Origin of the sequence: Weissella minor (assembly GCF_001437425.1) — a bacterium.
Lineage (GTDB): Bacteria > Bacillota > Bacilli > Lactobacillales > Lactobacillaceae > Weissella > Weissella minor.
In genome coordinates this window covers 28,918-44,196 of sequence record NZ_JQCD01000021.1, presented here as the reverse complement: position 1 = coordinate 44,196, position 15,279 = coordinate 28,918, and the positions used below count along the sequence as shown (strand labels likewise).

The window sequence follows — 15,279 nt, the reverse complement described above, 5'->3', positions numbered from 1 at the left end:
ATTCGTATGAACTTCCGGTTGCGTTACTTCAACTTGCTCACTTGGTGTTTCGACAACCTTTTCTTCTACATGCTGTGGTTGAACTTCTTCTGATTCAATTGGCTCTACCGTTTCAACCGGTTGCTCTTCCACAACTTCATTTGCGTGGACTTCTGGTTGTGTCACTTCTGCTTGCTCACTTGGCGTTTCGACAACACTTTCTTCCGCTTGTTCCGGTTGAATCGATTCAGTCTTTTCAACCGGTTGCTCTTCCACAATTTCAGGTGTATGAACTTCGGGTTGTGTTACTTCAACTTGTTCACTTGGTGTTTCAACAACCTTTTCTTCCACCTGCTGTGGTTGAACTACTTCTGGTTCAATCGGCTCCACCGTTTCAACTGGTTGCTCTTCCACAACTTCATTTACATGAACTTCCGGTTGTGTTATTTGAGCTTGCTCGCTTGGTGTTTCAACAACCTTTCCTTCCGCCTGCTGTGGTTGCACTTGTTCTGGTTCAATCGGCTCTACCGTTTCAACCGGTTGCTCTTCCACAACTTCATTTGCGTGTACTTCGGGTTGTGTTACTTCTGCTTGCTCACTTGGCATTTCAACAACACTTTCTTCTGCAAAACGCGGCTCAATCGTTTCTGGTTCAACCGGTTGTTCTTCCACAACTTCATTTGTATGAACTTCTGGTTTTGTCACTTCAACTTGTTCACCTGGCGTTTCGACAATCTTTTCTTCCGCCTGCTGTGGTTGCACTTGTTCTGGTTCAATCGGCTCCACCGTTTCAACTGGTTGCTCTTCCACAACTTCATTTGCATGAACTTCCGGTTGTGTTATTTGAGCTTGTTCACCTGGTGTTTCAACAACCTTTCCTTCCGTCTGCTGTGGTTGCACTTGTTCTGGTTCAATCGGCTCTACCGTTTCAACCGGTTGCTCTTCCACAACTTCATTTGCGTGTACTTCGGGTTGTATTACTTCAACTTGCTCACTTGGTGTTTCAACAACCTTTTCTTCTGCTTGCTGTGGTTGAACTTGTTCTGGTTCAATCGGCTCTACCGTTTCAACTGGTTGTTCTTCCACAACTTCATCTGCATGAACTTCGGGTTGTGTTACTTCAACTTGCTCACTTGGTGTTTTGACAACACTTTCTTCCGCAAAACGTGGTCCCAGCATTTCTGGTTCAATCGGTTCCACTGTCTCTTCCGGTTGCTCTTCCACAACTTCATCAGGATGCTTTTCAAACTTATCACCATTTGCTTCACCTGATGCGAATAAATTATTAACGATGGCCGTGCCTTCTTCATCCTTATTCGGACCCGTTATCGGCTCGTAATGTAACTCATAGTGATTTTTTAATTGCTTCTGCTTCAAACCCGTTTGGGTCAAACTTGTCGTATAAATAACATTGAAGGCTGTGAAACGGGCTTTATCTCGATTAAAGGTTAAATCAAACATGCCACTTGGTTGGAAGTGCATTTTCCCATAAGCCTGGCTTTCAAAATCAGCCAATGTTAATTCACGACGCGCTTCTGTATTATCAACTAAAATTCGAAAACTGTCAGGATTTACTGTTTGCCCTGCACCAGATGTATCCCGTAATGTGATATCACTACCCAGATCAGCCTTGTTCAAATTAACATTCAAAAACCAGCGAATTTGATTTGCGGCCCCTTGTTGATCACCAACCTTGTAGAAAAAGGGCAGTTCCCTTTGTTGACCTTGTTCCGGTGCTCGTTGCCCTAAAACATTAATCTCAATCGGATCTAATAAGGTTCCAAAATTTGTCAAAATGACGACGGGCTCTTTTTTCTCAGTGCGTCGCGTCTCAATCCCAAAATTGAAATTACCGCGGACGCCATTCAAACTTTCCACATTGTCATTAAAAGTTACCACCACGCGATCTTTAAAAATCGCGACTTCCCCTAACTCACCTAATGGTACTTGCCGGGTTCTATCACCTTGCTCTGTAATCCCCATCAATTCTTGCGGCATCGTAAAAGTCAGCGTATCTGCTGGTTGAATCTTCGTATCCGTTTTGGCACTAAAATGGACTGTCACGGCCGTTTGTTGCCCCTGCACCAAACGCTTTTCAGTCACTTTAAAACTATCCACAACATCCGTTTGTGCTAATTCACGCGCTGATGCTGGCTGTATCAGTAGTCCTATCCCGCCCCATATCAAAACCACCAGGCTCAAAACTCGCCAAATTTTTTTCATGTTTCCCCCTAAATAAACGTGAATATACCCCCGTAACATCGCGATTATTCGTTCTTCATATCTGTTATTTATTTTTCAAAACTATCGGTTTAGATAATTTGCCATACTTTTTAATAAAAGTCAATTGTTTTTTCATCTTCTTTTAATCCTTAATAAAAATGGACTTCTTGCAAATTCAATAAATTCTAGGCATATTCACTTCAATTGTGGGTATAATTAATTGTTTATGTCCGAACCAATTTCAACAAAAGGAGCTAATTTATGAGCCGACAAGTTATATTTTATGGCGCTATCACCTTAGATGGTTATCTCGCTGACGATCATGATAATCTAGATTGGTTACTAAATTTAGATACTGACATTAATGATGCTGATGTTAGCTACCCTGAATTTATTAAAACCGTGGATACCACCCTTTCTGGTAAAAATACTTATCTAACAACTAAAACACTCCTCGATGGCGCTGATTTTTATCCTGATAAAACAAATTATATTTTTTCAAAATCATTGACCACATGTGATGATGGGCAAATCATCAATGATGAATCCGCCACTGACTTTGTGCGTCGATTGAAACAACAACCTGGTCAGAATATTTGGATTATTGGTGGTGGCCCACTCCTATCAGAATTGCTCGCAAGTCAGCTTGTTGACCAATTACAGGTTCAAATTGCACCAGTTTTGTTAGGTTCTGGAAAACGACTCTTTGATCAACTTCCCGAACCAACACAGCTGACATTAACGAATACAACGCACTTTGGTTCTTTAGCTGAAGTAACTTATACCATCAAACACTAATATTAAAAAAGGAGTCTCTTATGGCTGATAAATATCCCACCAAAGAATTAATTGGCGTTGTTTTAGAACAAACTAATAGCGGGAATTACCTACCAAAAAACACAACACTAACAGCTGCTGATTTCCACAGTTGGCGTATTGGTAAACATACAAAGGGTAAATTAGGATCCGTTGGCCAAATCTTTCTAACAGAGAACAATCAACTTATTGCGCTCGTGGCAACTAAAGATTTAGCCTTCAAGAATCGGCATACGATTACACCAATGGGACGCTTTTTAAAAGAATCCGTTGATGATGATCTCTTAGCTAGATTAACCCAGCAATGGTCGCAATTTAATTAAAAATAGCCCACATCTATGTGTGGGCTATTTTTATGCACAAAAAAACGCCAGAAGCAATGCTTCTGACGCTGGCATGCTGTCTAACGACATCATGCTAATTGATAATCAAATTACTTTGATTCCAATTCGGCTGTTCCCTTTGCCCATTGTTGAATGTTTACAACTTCGGCGTTACGGCGAACCTTCTTAGCATCTTTGCTAACTGGACGCTTGCTTGCCCATGAGTTATATGGTGACTTAATTGCCATAATTGATTTCCTCCATTTAATGTTATCGATAACTGTCTTATTGTATCTAATTTTAACGAATAGGTCAAATTTTTCGCTGAAAAGCCACTAATTCAGGCATTTTAACCTGCTCTGTGGACAAATATTTTATTTTCACACAAAATGTCCACCGAAATAGACACCTTTTCCACAGAAAATTCTGTTTATCCACAATTTTTTCCACAGGATATAAAAAAACGTTGAAAATAAATTTTCAACGTTTCGTTAATTTAAAATGGTAATTTTGCAGCTAAACGTTCAGCTCGTGCACCTAAGACATCTTTGGCTAAATCTGTCTTTAAAGCAGCAACCGCGTAAATCATTGCGCCAACACCACCAGCAATCATCAAAATCAATAATTGCCAGATCTTACCACTAGGTAAGACGGCTCCTAGCAACGCGGCCAGCAAAGCTGCCACAGCATACATCACTAAGCTCCAGAAGATAATTGTACTCAATGAATAAGCAAAATTATGCCAATTGATCTTATATTCCTTTGTAATACGACGGAGCGCAAACCATAATCCGGCTGCGAACGCGACCATTGTTGAGAATAGTGGACCCATTCCATCAAGCAATAAGATTGCTGGAACTTGAATCACTAACTTAATTCCCAAAATAATGGCTAGTAACTTCACTGTATAGCGCAATTGGTTCAATCCTTGATAAATCGCTAATACAACCATATACGCACCCAAAACAAGGGCTGTGAAACTAGCATATTGCAAAACCAAGGTACCGTTGTGGGCATCGTTTGTCGTATAGAACAACAAATATAATGGCTTAGCCACTGCGGCCATTCCCAATGAAGCTGGGACTAGGACGAATGACAAAAGTTTAAAAGCAAATTGAATTTGATTTGCAATATTTTCACGTGACCCAATTTCACGAGCACGTGCCAACATTGGCAAAGTTGTTTCAGCCATTCCAACAGCTAATGACACAGCCAGCATCACCAACTTGTTAGAGTTAACCGCAAATTGCGCAAACATATTTGTAATGGCCAAATCTGAAAAGTCTGTAAAACGCTTCATAACATTTGCAAATGTGTATTGGTCCATTAATTGGGCAATCGCAATTGCAGATCCAGCTAAGATAACTGGAATTGATTGACGAACCATCTTACCCATCAAACTCATCGTATTGATTGGTTCACTCGGAACTTGCGTTTTAGCTTGTTCACTAAAGAATGCACGTCGACGAATCATTGAAATGACTAGCACGATAATCGCTGCCAAAGCACCCCAGAAGGCCGCAAATGTTGATTGTGCTGTTGCATCAACCCAATCTCCATGACCAGCAATCATCATCCAATAAGTCATCCCCAACATGTATGCCACACGGACAACTTGTTCCACAAATTGTGATAAAGCGGACGGCGCCATGAATTCAAATCCTTGCATAAATCCACGCATCATTGCTAAGCCGGGGATAATCAAAACTGCCGGTGCTAGTGATCGAATCACACGCGCCACGTTTGGATCACCTTGTCCCAAAGGTCCGGCGAAGAAGTAAATGACGCCGGCAGCTATAATTCCCATAATTCCACCAAGAATCAACGATTGTTTAAAGACTTGTTGAACATGATTAAATTGCTTTTTAGAGGCATATTCAGCAACCAAACGTGCCAACACATTTGGCAACCCGGCTGTCGCAACCATCAAGGCCAAACTATAAATTTGATATCCTTGACCATAGACGGCATTGGCTTGGTTCGCATAGGTATAACCCAGCATTGCCATCCAAGGAATCACATACAAAGCACCTAACAATCTCGATGCTAAACTACCAGCTGTCATCCAAAATGAACCACGCAACATTCTTGATGATGTATCTGCATCGTCATCTGCAACTGCTTCATCGGTTTGTGCTTCAACTGCCGCACCAAGTTCGTCTGAAGACGGATTTGGCATACGCGCATCAGTTACCTTTTCAGGTTTTTGAATTGGAATAACGGAAGTTGCACCTAGCCCACCCGTTTGGTCAATGAAACTTGAACCAGCGTAATAAGTTGGTGGCTGAGGTTCTGTAAATTCAAGACCAGATATCTCAGCATCTAACGTGGCCGGTTCTGGTGTAATCGCCTCAAATGTTTCATAGTCATCAGCATCATCAGTCGGTTCACTAGCAGGCACTTGCTCATCAGCACTTGCATCAACTTCTTTGTCTGTTGCAGGTGTGCTATCCGCTTGATCTGTTTCTGGTTCCGGTTTTAATTCCGGTTCCAGTTCGTCCATAAATGGCGTTGGCATATCAAGTTCTGCACCTAATGGTGTTACGCCAGCATGCACTGCCTCTGATTCTGACTTTTGCTCAGTAAATGGATCTGCCATTTCATGCACTGAAAAAGTTGAAACTTGCTCAACAAAATCAGTATCATCTGTTACCTCAAGCTTTTTAGGCTTAATGGTTTCAACTGCTTCTTGTTTCGGTTGGTCTGCCTCAGTTTGCTCTGCCGCGGTCGCTTTATTTTCAACTTGTTCATCGGTCACAGCCTGATTTTTTTCTTCGTCCGGTACTACTTCGGGTGTGTTTGAATCATCCTTCATCTGCTCATCCTCTGGCGTTTCTACTGACTGACTATCGCGTTCGGCGAAAATCTCATCTACAGTCATTTCGCCATTTAACAGTTTTTGTAACTCTTCAATTGTCAGATGACCTCGGAATGGGTCTTCGCTTTGCGCACTATTATCATCAGCCATACGTAATGCCGTCTCCCTTCAATTGGACTTAATGACGCTACACAGACTCGAACTGTGATCTAAGACTTAGGAGGTCCTTGTTCTATCCTGTTGAACTATAGCGTCAAAAGTGTTTATAGCGTACTAATCGCCACACTACAAACACTCATTATACTAAATTTTATGTGAAATGTAGAGCTGTTTGTGATGATATTATCATTTTTTATGCAAATTCATATTTTGCTAAATACAATTCAATACAAAAAAGCCTGCATTCACATGATATGAATGACAGACTTTAATTTTTTAAACAACAATATTAACCAAACGACCTGGTACGGCAATCACCTTCTTAGGTTCTGCACCATCCAAACGCGCTTGAATGCTTTCATCAGCTAAGGCTAATTCAGACATTTGGTCCTTATCAGCATCGGCTGGAATCATGATGTTGGCACGAACTTTACCATTCACTTGCACAACAATTTTGATTTCATCTTCAACTAAAGCAGCTTCATCAAAACTTGGCCATTCACTATAAGTGATGGTTGTATCAGGATGAATATATGACCATAACTCTTCAGTCATATGTGGTGCTACTGGGTTCAATAATTGAATAAAGCCAGCCATATAGTCAGTTGGAATGTTCTCCACCTTATACGCTTCGTTGATGAAGATCATCATTTGTGAAATAGCTGTGTTAAAGCGCAAGTTTTCAAAGTCATCTGTTACCTTCTTAACAGTTTCATTGTAAATCTTGTCTAATTTATGATCATTGTGATTCGTAACGTGATCACGCAACTTATCTTCATCATCAATAAACAAACGCCAAACACGATCTAACCAACGACGTGAACCTGACAAACCGTCTTCTGACCAAGCAATTGATTGGTCCAAAGGTCCCATGAACATTTCATAAAGGCGAAGTGAATCGGCACCGTATTCAGCAACCACATCATCAGGGTTAACAACGTTACCCTTTGACTTTGACATCTTCTCATGGTTTTCACCCAAAATCATACCTTGGTTTGACAATTGTTCAAATGGTTCCTTTGTATCAACAACACCCAAATCATAAAGCACCTTGTGCCAGAAACGTGCATATAGCAAATGCAAAACGGCGTGTTCTGCGCCACCAATGTACAAGTCAACATTATGCCAGTACTTAATCGCTTCTTCAGACACTAATGCGTCATTGTTATGTGGGTCCATGAAACGTAAGTAATACCATGATGAACCAGCCCATTGTGGCATTGTGTTCGTTTCACGCTTTCCCTTACGTCCATTTTCATCAACAACATTCACCCAATCATCAATGTTAACCAAAGGAGATTCACCAGTACCAGAAGGCATGATGTTATCAACTTCTGGCAAACGCAATGGTAATTCATCTTCAGGCACTAATGTTGTTTCACCGTCTTCCCAATGAATCACAGGAATTGGTTCACCCCAATAACGTTGACGTGAGAAAATCCAATCACGCAAACGATAATTAACACGACGCTCACCAAAGCTGTTTTCATCCAACCAAGCAATGGCCTTATCAATGGCTTCTTCCTTACCCAAACCATCAAGAATATTTGAATTAATATGAACGCCATCACCAGTATATGCATGTTCAGTAATGTCGCCACCTTCAATGACTTGCACCATTGGCAAATCATACTTCTTAGCGAAATCATAATCACGTTGGTCATGCGCTGGCACAGCCATGATTGCACCTGTTCCGTATGAAGCAAGCACATAATCACCAATCCAAATTGGCATTTGTTCACCATTGGCTGGATTTGTCGCATAGGCACCCGTGAAGACACCTGACTTGTCTTTGTTCAAGTCCGTACGTTCCAAATCAGACTTTGTTGCCAATTCAGCCTTAAATGCATCAACGGCTTCACGTTGTTGTGGTGTAACCAAACGATCCACAAATTCATGTTCTGGTGCCAATACTAAGTAAGTTGCACCAAACAATGTATCCGGACGTGTTGTAAAGACTTCAATGTTTTCCTTATGTCCAACAACAGGGAAACCAACAGCCGCTCCAACTGAACGACCAATCCAGTTACGTTGTTGTTCCTTGATGGCATCTGGCCAGTCTAAATCATCCAAATCGTCAATCAAACGATCTGCATAAGCCGTAATCTTCAAAGCCCATTGACGCATTGGTACACGATAAACGGGGTAGTCTCCACGTTCCGTCTTACCATTAATAATTTCTTCATTGGCCACAACCGTACCACCATTATAATCTGGTGCCCAGTTAACCATGATTTCATCTTCATAAGCCAAGCCCATCTTATAAAGTTGTTCAAAAATCCATTGGGTCCACTTGTAGTACTTTGGATCCGTTGTGTTAACTTCACGTGACCAGTCATATGAAAGTCCCAAAGACTTCATTTGACGACGGAAAGTCTTCACATTCTTGTGCGTCACCGTCTTAGGATCTTCACCTGTCTTGATAGCATATTCTTCAGTTGGTAGTCCGAAGGCATCAAAACCCATTGGGTGCAAAACATTAAAGCCTTGCATCCGCTTCATACGTGACACAATATCAGTCGCTGTATATCCTTCAGGATGTCCCACGTGCAATCCTTGCCCTGATGGGAAAGGGAACATGTCTAGCGCATAATACTTCTCTTTATCAAATGATGATGAAGTCTTAAACGTTTGATTTTCATCCCAGTAACGTTGCCATTTTTGTTCTATTTTTTTGTGTTGATATGTCATAATTGATAACCTCACTTTAATGTTTTTACTTTATCAAAAAAAGCCTATCATTTCAACGATTACACGCTGTTCCACTTATTTTCGTTTGTTTTAAATTTTACCATGAATAAAAAAAGCAGTTTGCTATCAAAATGTGATTTATGGCGCTCACGCGTGCTAAAATGAATGAATAACTATTAAACAAATCAGGAGGCCGATTATGCGTGCCATACAAAACCTAGCTCAACTTACTTTAGATGAATATTTACACGTGGGTGATATTGCCATCGACGGCTCAATCAAACGTGGTGATATTACACGCTTTTTGGCTAGTCGCGTCGGTGATAAAGGGAAAGTATTAGCTTTTTCAAACCAAAAGAAAGAAATTGATGACGTTGCCACATCCCTATTTTTAAGTGGTTTACATGAACGTGTTGACTTAATTAGTAAAGATTTTACAGGTATCCCTGCTTACTTTGACCCAACCCAACCGATTGGTGCAGCCCTTTTTCAAATTGATGCTGCTACCGACCAAGAGGCTCTACTCAATGTGATTAAACCCCTTTTGATGGCGTTAAAAGATCAAGGCATGATTTTATTGATTGCTAATGATGCCACCGAATTAGACATCTTAGAAGACTATGCCAAAACATTACCTGAAAAAGCTTATGGCGTTCAAAAATTTAGCGACTTGCTTTCAAAGGACCACGCCATTTTAATTCAACGCCTATAAAAAAAACGCTAATTGACAATTAGCGTTTTTTTATTTAGAAAATCATCTTATCTTGCACAATATCTTTGACTTTTGATCCTTCAACAAGTAAATCTGAGATATTATCATAATCTTCACTATGGTCCTTCAATGCCTCATACTGCATTGAATTCTTTTTTGCATATTCAACCACTGGCGCTTTAAACATATCAACAGCTTCACTCAATCGTTCGATTGCCTTACTATAATCGAGCTCAATCCCCTGATTAATCGCATTTTTGATATTGAGATAATCAGCAACATAATACTGATCATAAACGCTTTGGTTAATCGCACGGAAATCTTTATCCCCTTCAATCAAGCCCACAAAGGTGAAAATTATCCGTGCTGATTGTTGAATATTGCGTAATTCAGCAAAACGTTGGATATTATTTTCTTGAACAATTTGCCAAAGCTTCTCATGGAATTTAGCATCAAATTCATTAAAATTATCATCATCAAAAATCAAACTATTTGTATGCTCCATCATCATTGGTGAATAACCAAAATTTCGACTTGCCACTGATATGAAGAAGAAATTTTTAATTTCATTCGTTTTTTCATCGACTAAAATTGGCACGAAGCGCCACTCAAGACCTGGCACATGACCAAAATCAATCGTTTTTCTAGCTAACTTTTTGGCAATTTGCTGCGGTACTGCCAAACTAGTTTTACGATTATCTTGATATTCGATATTTCTAATCTCACTTGCCGTAAAAGGGCTCACACCACCGAATTGAATCGTCCCTAAACGTAATTTGATTGCCCCGACACGCATGTAGCTATAACGACTAAAAATTGGAAAACGATCGTTTGCTTTTACAACCAAATAATTCAACTCATTTGGTCGACTAGTTCCCTCAAAAACATTACGCTCCGTTGTCGTCAAACTGAAATCTGGGTCAACATCCGTTAAGAAGCTACGACTCCATTCAGACTTTTTTTGAATACGAAGTCTGTCTTCGACATGACTCGCATTTCGATTCCGTATAACCCAAACAATACACAGCACAACAGCTGCAATAACAAGGATTGGTATACTAAAAATCGCAACAAAGGCGACTATCCCTAACAGGACAGCTAAAATAACACCGAAAAATCCCATACCATTCCTCCTTATCTATAACTGATTAAATGCATCATCCAATGCTTGAATCCCTTCAAGATTGAACTGAGCTAATGCTTGAATTTCAACTGCAACTTGATCGTATTCACGCTTAACTTGTTCGGCACCATTATAACGCGTCTTATCTTTCTTAACACGATCCGAATACATTTGTTTAATCGTATTGTTGTCGAGCTTCACCTGCAATAAGATTTGTTCAATAAAAATTGCTGCTTCTCGTAACTGCCGTGTCGTTTGGGTATAGGTATCTAAAAGTAATTGCTTTTTTAGGTCAAGTTGCTCATTAAAAGCCATACCCGCATACATCGCATTCTCTTTGCGCTGACTCAATGCGTCACTGGCAGCATCAATTTCAACTTTATACAACTGATCATCCAAAGTTGTGATGTCCAATGCATCAAAACGATTAGACACACCTTGAACAATTTTCCCAGTCTTACTCAACTCAGTAATGGCCTCGGCATAGGTGCTCAAAACCTGACGCAATTTCCGTTCTGATGCGCGCTTTAGATTACCTGGGGCTTCTAAAGCTTTAACGATTTCAATCACCTGATTCATTTGGTCTGCTGCTTTTTCAATATTATTTACTAAAGCCATGCATCCCCCTATTCTTGAATACGCAACATGTCAGCAGCTTCCCCATTTTCAACACGACGATCAAAGTCAGCTTGGAACTTAACATTATCAGCTTCAATTTGTTTCATCTTCGCATCATAGGTATCTTTATATTTCGTGACAACTGTATTAATTGCCTGACGTTGCTGTACCATATCATCGTAGCTCATCATTGTACTGTGACTATTATCTGCCACACGTTGCACCACATCACCAAAGCGCTTATCACTCGCCTTAAACAATTCATCCTTTGCATCATTAATGTTCGCAACAATTTGTGAAGCCTTATCGATACTGTCAAATTGTGATTGGAAAATGATTTCATCCTTGATTCCGACAATCGTTTGTTCCGCCGTAATCTCTAGATCATCCTTCAAATTTAAAGCCGCATCAACCATCACGGCTGATTGTGACATTTTACGTTCCAAAATAGCACGTTGCCCATTTAATTGAGCTAAACGCATTTCAATACGTTCAACATATTGTTTTTGATTACGTTGTTCTTCGGGTTCTGTAAAGTTTTGCTTTTTAACATCCTCCAAAGTCGTTTGTAATTCTTCGATGGTCCCGCCCAATTTCATATACTGATCACGGGTCTTAAAAGCTGAATCCGTTACAGTCGCAATCGTTTGATCAAGATTTGATAAATGACCATCAATCTCACGCTTTGACTTATCAATCAAAGCCACAACATTTTGCTTACTTTGTACAAAATCTTCAGCCTTGTTCTTGCTACGCGTAAACATCTTACCAAGGAGTCCTTGTTCCTCAGTCGTTAAGTTACGTGAAGCATTGATGACATCACTCACTGGTCCTTTAATTTCATTCGTAATTTCACTTAATTTTGTGGCATTCAATAATTGATTCGCTGTATCATCTTGCTCTTTAAAATACTCACTCCCAATTGTTCGGACAGCATTAATCTCCTCAGCACTATAAGGTGCTAATTGCCCGTCAACTTCTGTATGTACCAATTGATTCTTTAACTCTTCAGTTCCACTCATATTTTTTCTCCCACTTTTCGTTGAATAACAGCTTTAATAAAATTATACCAAATATATAACTTATATTGGACTTATGAATGAATATACGACTTTTTCACATAAATTCTTATTTAACTGTATACTAACATTGTAAGCTTCAATAAAACTAAGTGAGGTTCAACTATGATTGCAGAAATTATTTCAATTGGGACCGAATTGCTACTCGGCCAAATTACCGATACAAATCGTCCCTATATTGCTCAAAAACTGAGTCAGTTCGGCATTGATAGTTATCATCAATCAATTGTTGGTGATAATTATGAACGTATGCTGGCTGAAATCACTGTTGCTAATCGTCGTTCTGATCTCGTGATTATGATTGGCGGACTCGGCCCAACCGAAGATGATTTAACAAAGTCGGTTGCCGCTGACTTTTTGCAACAGCCGCTTGTTGATGACGCTGACGCGTTAAATAAAGTGGTAGATTGGCACCAAACAACTGGTGTGCCGATGGCCGAATCCAATAAATTGCAAGCTAAGTACATTAACGGCGGACAAGCCATCAAAAATGATGTCGGTTTTGCCGTTGGTTCTTATTACCAAAACCCTGATGGTGCTGACTTCTTACTCCTACCAGGACCACCTTGGGAACTGGAACCGATGGTTGATAAATATGTTTTGCCATTATTCCAAGCTAACTATCTCCAAAATCAAGTAATGCGCTCGCTCGTGCTCCGTTACTATGGTATCGGTGAATCACGTTTAGAGACTGAGTTACGCCCCTTAATTGATGCCCAAACAAATCCAACTATTGCCACTTATGCAAAAAAGCATGAAGTAACCGTGCGTCTAACCTCACAAGCTGAAACTGAAGCTGAGGCAGACGCCTTAAATGAGGCCCTTGCCACTAAAATAAATGAAGTCGGTGGCGAATACTTATACGGCTATGATGATGACAATTCACTTGCCGCAGTAACTAATCAAGCCATTCAAGACCATGATTTCACGGTGAGTGTGGCTGATAACTTCACTGGTGGGCGTGTATTCGCAACGTTAAACCCACTTGCCTCTGAAGCGGGCACCTATCAAGCGGTCACATTACCGCAAATACCTGTAACAGACACTAAAACTGCCACAGTTTTGAATGAAACCGTAGCAGCTGAACAAGCATCAGACATCGTGTTGAGCATTACACCTGATGCAGATAATTCTGAATTGGCGATTGATGATACGGCCTATCATACTGAAAAAGTCTGGTTCAGCATCACCTTAGCTGATCATACACAGACCTTTGAACGGACTTTGGCGCGTGACCACGCCTCAAACACAGAATCAGCCCAGTTCATTGCCTTAGACATATTACGTCGAACGGCACTAAACTTACCACTACTTGAACGTAAATAAAAAAAGCCACCCGCGTTTAAACGGGTGGCTTTTTGGTTAGACTGAAGATGCGCTAAAACTAAATTTTTTGGACTCAATACGATTTAAAATCGGCTTCAGATTTTTAACACTGTCCTTAAAAAATAAAATTTAGGATATGTCTAACAATGGCCACTATATAGTCTACTAATGTTAAGACATAATCTGCTAACATATCTGCATATTTATTGTGTGTATTTTGAAAACCAGATCCATCACTATATGCGCCATCAATGAGTAAAAATGCGCCTAAAGCTAACAACAACCATTGATACTGTAACAAAATGACTTTTATATAATCGGCCATCGCTTCAACAGATTTTCCTTGTTCAGCGTAAGCAACTCCACGAAAACTATATGAAAATGGAAGCTTTGGATTTAACGCAATTGCATTCGTTAAATTTGAGATTGCATCATCATAATCTTCTGAACCAAGCGCCTTCCTCCCTAAAGCAAATATCTCATCGTATGTCATAAACCTAAACTCCAATCCATTACCTACCACTAAAGTAACAGGTATTCATTTTTTCATATTAGAAAATTAAACAATATACCCATCACACCAAGCAGTTATATCAATACAATAAGTTTTTTTATACAAAAGTAAGTAAGCAATATCTCTCCAACAGACGAAGTGTTTATATCGTCCGCATTATACTTTAAAACCAGGAAACGTCGATTCACTATCATTTACTTCTAAGAAATTAGGATGAATTATTGACCGAATCTAACGAGCGCTTTTGTATAATCTATTACTGCTTGACCATATTTTTTTTGTCGTTGCAGGACCTTACCTCGATTCAAATATGCATCGACGTACTTTGGATCTAATTCTATCGCTTTTGTATAATCTGCTATCGCTTTCTTGTATTTGTTCTGTTCAAAGTAAACTAGGCCGCGATTATTATATATATCTGCATCCTTTGAATCTAACTCAAGCGCTTTGGTATACTCTGCCACTGCTTCATCATATTTGTTCTGTTCAAAGTAAACTTGGCCGAGATTATTATATGCATAAGCATACCCCGGGTCTATCTCTATCGCTTTGGTATACTCTGCTACTGCTTCATCGTATTTGTTCTGTTCAAAGTAAACTAGGCCGAGATTATTATATGCGTCGACATCCTCAGGGTCTATCTCAAGCGCTTTTGTATAATCTGCTATTGCTTTCTTATATTTGTTCTGTTCAAAGTAAACAAGGCCGCGATTATTATATCGATTATTATATATATCTGCATCCTTTGAATCTAACTCAATCGCTTTTGTATACTCTGCTACTGCTTCATCGTATTTGTTCTGTTCAAAGTAAACTTGGCCGAGATTATTATATGCATAAGCATACCCCGGGTCTATCTCAAGTGCTTTTGTATACTCTGCTATCGCTTTCTTATATC

Annotated in this window: 13 protein-coding genes and 1 tRNA gene; 4 read left to right on the top strand and 10 right to left on the bottom strand. The window is 39.8% G+C overall.

Going from position 1 to position 15,279, the window contains the following annotated elements:
- On the bottom strand, positions 1 to 2,202 hold a 2,202-nt coding region (locus IV67_RS02620), incomplete at its 3' end, for a collagen binding domain-containing protein (RefSeq protein WP_057786830.1).
- Positions 2,203 to 2,463: 261 nt separating this feature from the next.
- Between IV67_RS02620 and IV67_RS02615 the strand changes: the two genes are divergently transcribed.
- Positions 2,464 to 3,000, top strand: coding sequence for a dihydrofolate reductase family protein (locus tag IV67_RS02615; RefSeq protein ID WP_057786828.1), 537 nt, complete (start codon positions 2,464 to 2,466; stop codon positions 2,998 to 3,000).
- Positions 3,001 to 3,020: 20 nt separating this feature from the next.
- Complete coding sequence (locus IV67_RS02610; RefSeq protein ID WP_057786826.1) at positions 3,021 to 3,341, top strand: DUF7671 family protein; 321 nt, start codon at positions 3,021 to 3,023, stop codon at positions 3,339 to 3,341.
- A 110-nt stretch (positions 3,342 to 3,451) separates the two neighbouring features.
- Here the strand turns inward: IV67_RS02610 and IV67_RS09400 are convergent, their stop codons facing one another.
- The 4 genes from IV67_RS09400 to leuS form a co-directional block, all read right to left on the bottom strand.
- Positions 3,452 to 3,589 (bottom strand): hypothetical protein, encoded by a 138-nt coding sequence (locus IV67_RS09400; RefSeq protein WP_169790527.1) that lies wholly within the window; start codon positions 3,587 to 3,589, stop codon positions 3,452 to 3,454.
- A gap of 248 nt (positions 3,590 to 3,837) precedes the next feature.
- Positions 3,838 to 6,309 (bottom strand): putative polysaccharide biosynthesis protein, encoded by a 2,472-nt coding sequence (locus IV67_RS02605; protein WP_236698238.1) that lies wholly within the window; start codon positions 6,307 to 6,309, stop codon positions 3,838 to 3,840.
- Between the two features lie 32 nt (positions 6,310 to 6,341).
- A tRNA-Arg gene (locus IV67_RS02600) sits at positions 6,342 to 6,414 on the bottom strand.
- Between the two features lie 180 nt (positions 6,415 to 6,594).
- Complete coding sequence (leuS, locus tag IV67_RS02595) at positions 6,595 to 9,009, bottom strand: leucine--tRNA ligase (protein ID WP_057786824.1); 2,415 nt, start codon at positions 9,007 to 9,009, stop codon at positions 6,595 to 6,597.
- A gap of 199 nt (positions 9,010 to 9,208) precedes the next feature.
- On the opposite strand from leuS, the gene IV67_RS02590 reads away from it, so the two are divergent.
- Positions 9,209 to 9,721, top strand: a complete 513-nt coding sequence (locus IV67_RS02590; RefSeq protein ID WP_057786822.1) for a hypothetical protein — start codon at positions 9,209 to 9,211, stop codon at positions 9,719 to 9,721.
- 34 nt (positions 9,722 to 9,755) lie between these two features.
- On the opposite strand, the gene IV67_RS02585 is transcribed toward IV67_RS02590, so the two are convergent.
- The 3 genes from IV67_RS02585 to IV67_RS02575 are packed head-to-tail and all read right to left on the bottom strand — an operon-like array spanning position 9,756 to position 12,484.
- Positions 9,756 to 10,844, bottom strand: a complete 1,089-nt coding sequence (locus IV67_RS02585; protein ID WP_057786820.1) for a hypothetical protein — start codon at positions 10,842 to 10,844, stop codon at positions 9,756 to 9,758.
- Between the two features lie 15 nt (positions 10,845 to 10,859).
- Complete coding sequence (locus IV67_RS02580) at positions 10,860 to 11,462, bottom strand: hypothetical protein (protein WP_057786818.1); 603 nt, start codon at positions 11,460 to 11,462, stop codon at positions 10,860 to 10,862.
- A gap of 8 nt (positions 11,463 to 11,470) precedes the next feature.
- Complete coding sequence (locus IV67_RS02575) at positions 11,471 to 12,484, bottom strand: hypothetical protein (RefSeq protein ID WP_057786816.1); 1,014 nt, start codon at positions 12,482 to 12,484, stop codon at positions 11,471 to 11,473.
- 162 nt (positions 12,485 to 12,646) lie between these two features.
- On the opposite strand from IV67_RS02575, the gene IV67_RS02570 reads away from it, so the two are divergent.
- Positions 12,647 to 13,867 (top strand): CinA family nicotinamide mononucleotide deamidase-related protein, encoded by a 1,221-nt coding sequence (locus IV67_RS02570; protein ID WP_057786814.1) that lies wholly within the window; start codon positions 12,647 to 12,649, stop codon positions 13,865 to 13,867.
- A gap of 115 nt (positions 13,868 to 13,982) precedes the next feature.
- Here IV67_RS02570 and IV67_RS02565 read toward each other — a convergent pair whose 3' ends face one another.
- Positions 13,983 to 14,360, bottom strand: a complete 378-nt coding sequence (locus IV67_RS02565) for a tetratricopeptide repeat protein (protein WP_057786812.1) — start codon at positions 14,358 to 14,360, stop codon at positions 13,983 to 13,985.
- Positions 14,361 to 14,599: 239 nt separating this feature from the next.
- Positions 14,600 to 15,279 (bottom strand): tetratricopeptide repeat protein (locus IV67_RS09395; protein ID WP_169790528.1); only part of this gene is annotated, 680 nt, incomplete at its 5' end.

Excerpts from the sequence above, each read along its gene's own strand:
- IV67_RS02570 (WP_057786814.1), top strand. The coding sequence starts at position 12,647 with ATGATTGCAGAAATTATTTCAATTGGGACCGAATTGCTACTCGGCCAA.
- leuS (WP_057786824.1), bottom strand. The coding sequence starts at position 9,009 with ATGACATATCAACACAAAAAAATAGAACAAAAATGGCAACGTTACTGG.
- IV67_RS02585 (WP_057786820.1), bottom strand. The coding sequence starts at position 10,844 with ATGGGATTTTTCGGTGTTATTTTAGCTGTCCTGTTAGGGATAGTCGCC.
- IV67_RS02580 (WP_057786818.1), bottom strand. The coding sequence starts at position 11,462 with ATGGCTTTAGTAAATAATATTGAAAAAGCAGCAGACCAAATGAATCAG.
- IV67_RS02615 (WP_057786828.1), top strand. The coding sequence starts at position 2,464 with ATGAGCCGACAAGTTATATTTTATGGCGCTATCACCTTAGATGGTTAT.
- IV67_RS02610 (WP_057786826.1), top strand. The coding sequence starts at position 3,021 with ATGGCTGATAAATATCCCACCAAAGAATTAATTGGCGTTGTTTTAGAA.
- IV67_RS09400 (WP_169790527.1), bottom strand. The coding sequence starts at position 3,589 with ATGGCAATTAAGTCACCATATAACTCATGGGCAAGCAAGCGTCCAGTT.
- IV67_RS02565 (WP_057786812.1), bottom strand. The coding sequence starts at position 14,360 with ATGACATACGATGAGATATTTGCTTTAGGGAGGAAGGCGCTTGGTTCA.
- IV67_RS02590 (WP_057786822.1), top strand. The coding sequence starts at position 9,209 with ATGCGTGCCATACAAAACCTAGCTCAACTTACTTTAGATGAATATTTA.
- IV67_RS02575 (WP_057786816.1), bottom strand. The coding sequence starts at position 12,484 with ATGAGTGGAACTGAAGAGTTAAAGAATCAATTGGTACATACAGAAGTT.
- IV67_RS02605 (WP_236698238.1), bottom strand. The coding sequence starts at position 6,309 with ATGGCTGATGATAATAGTGCGCAAAGCGAAGACCCATTCCGAGGTCAT.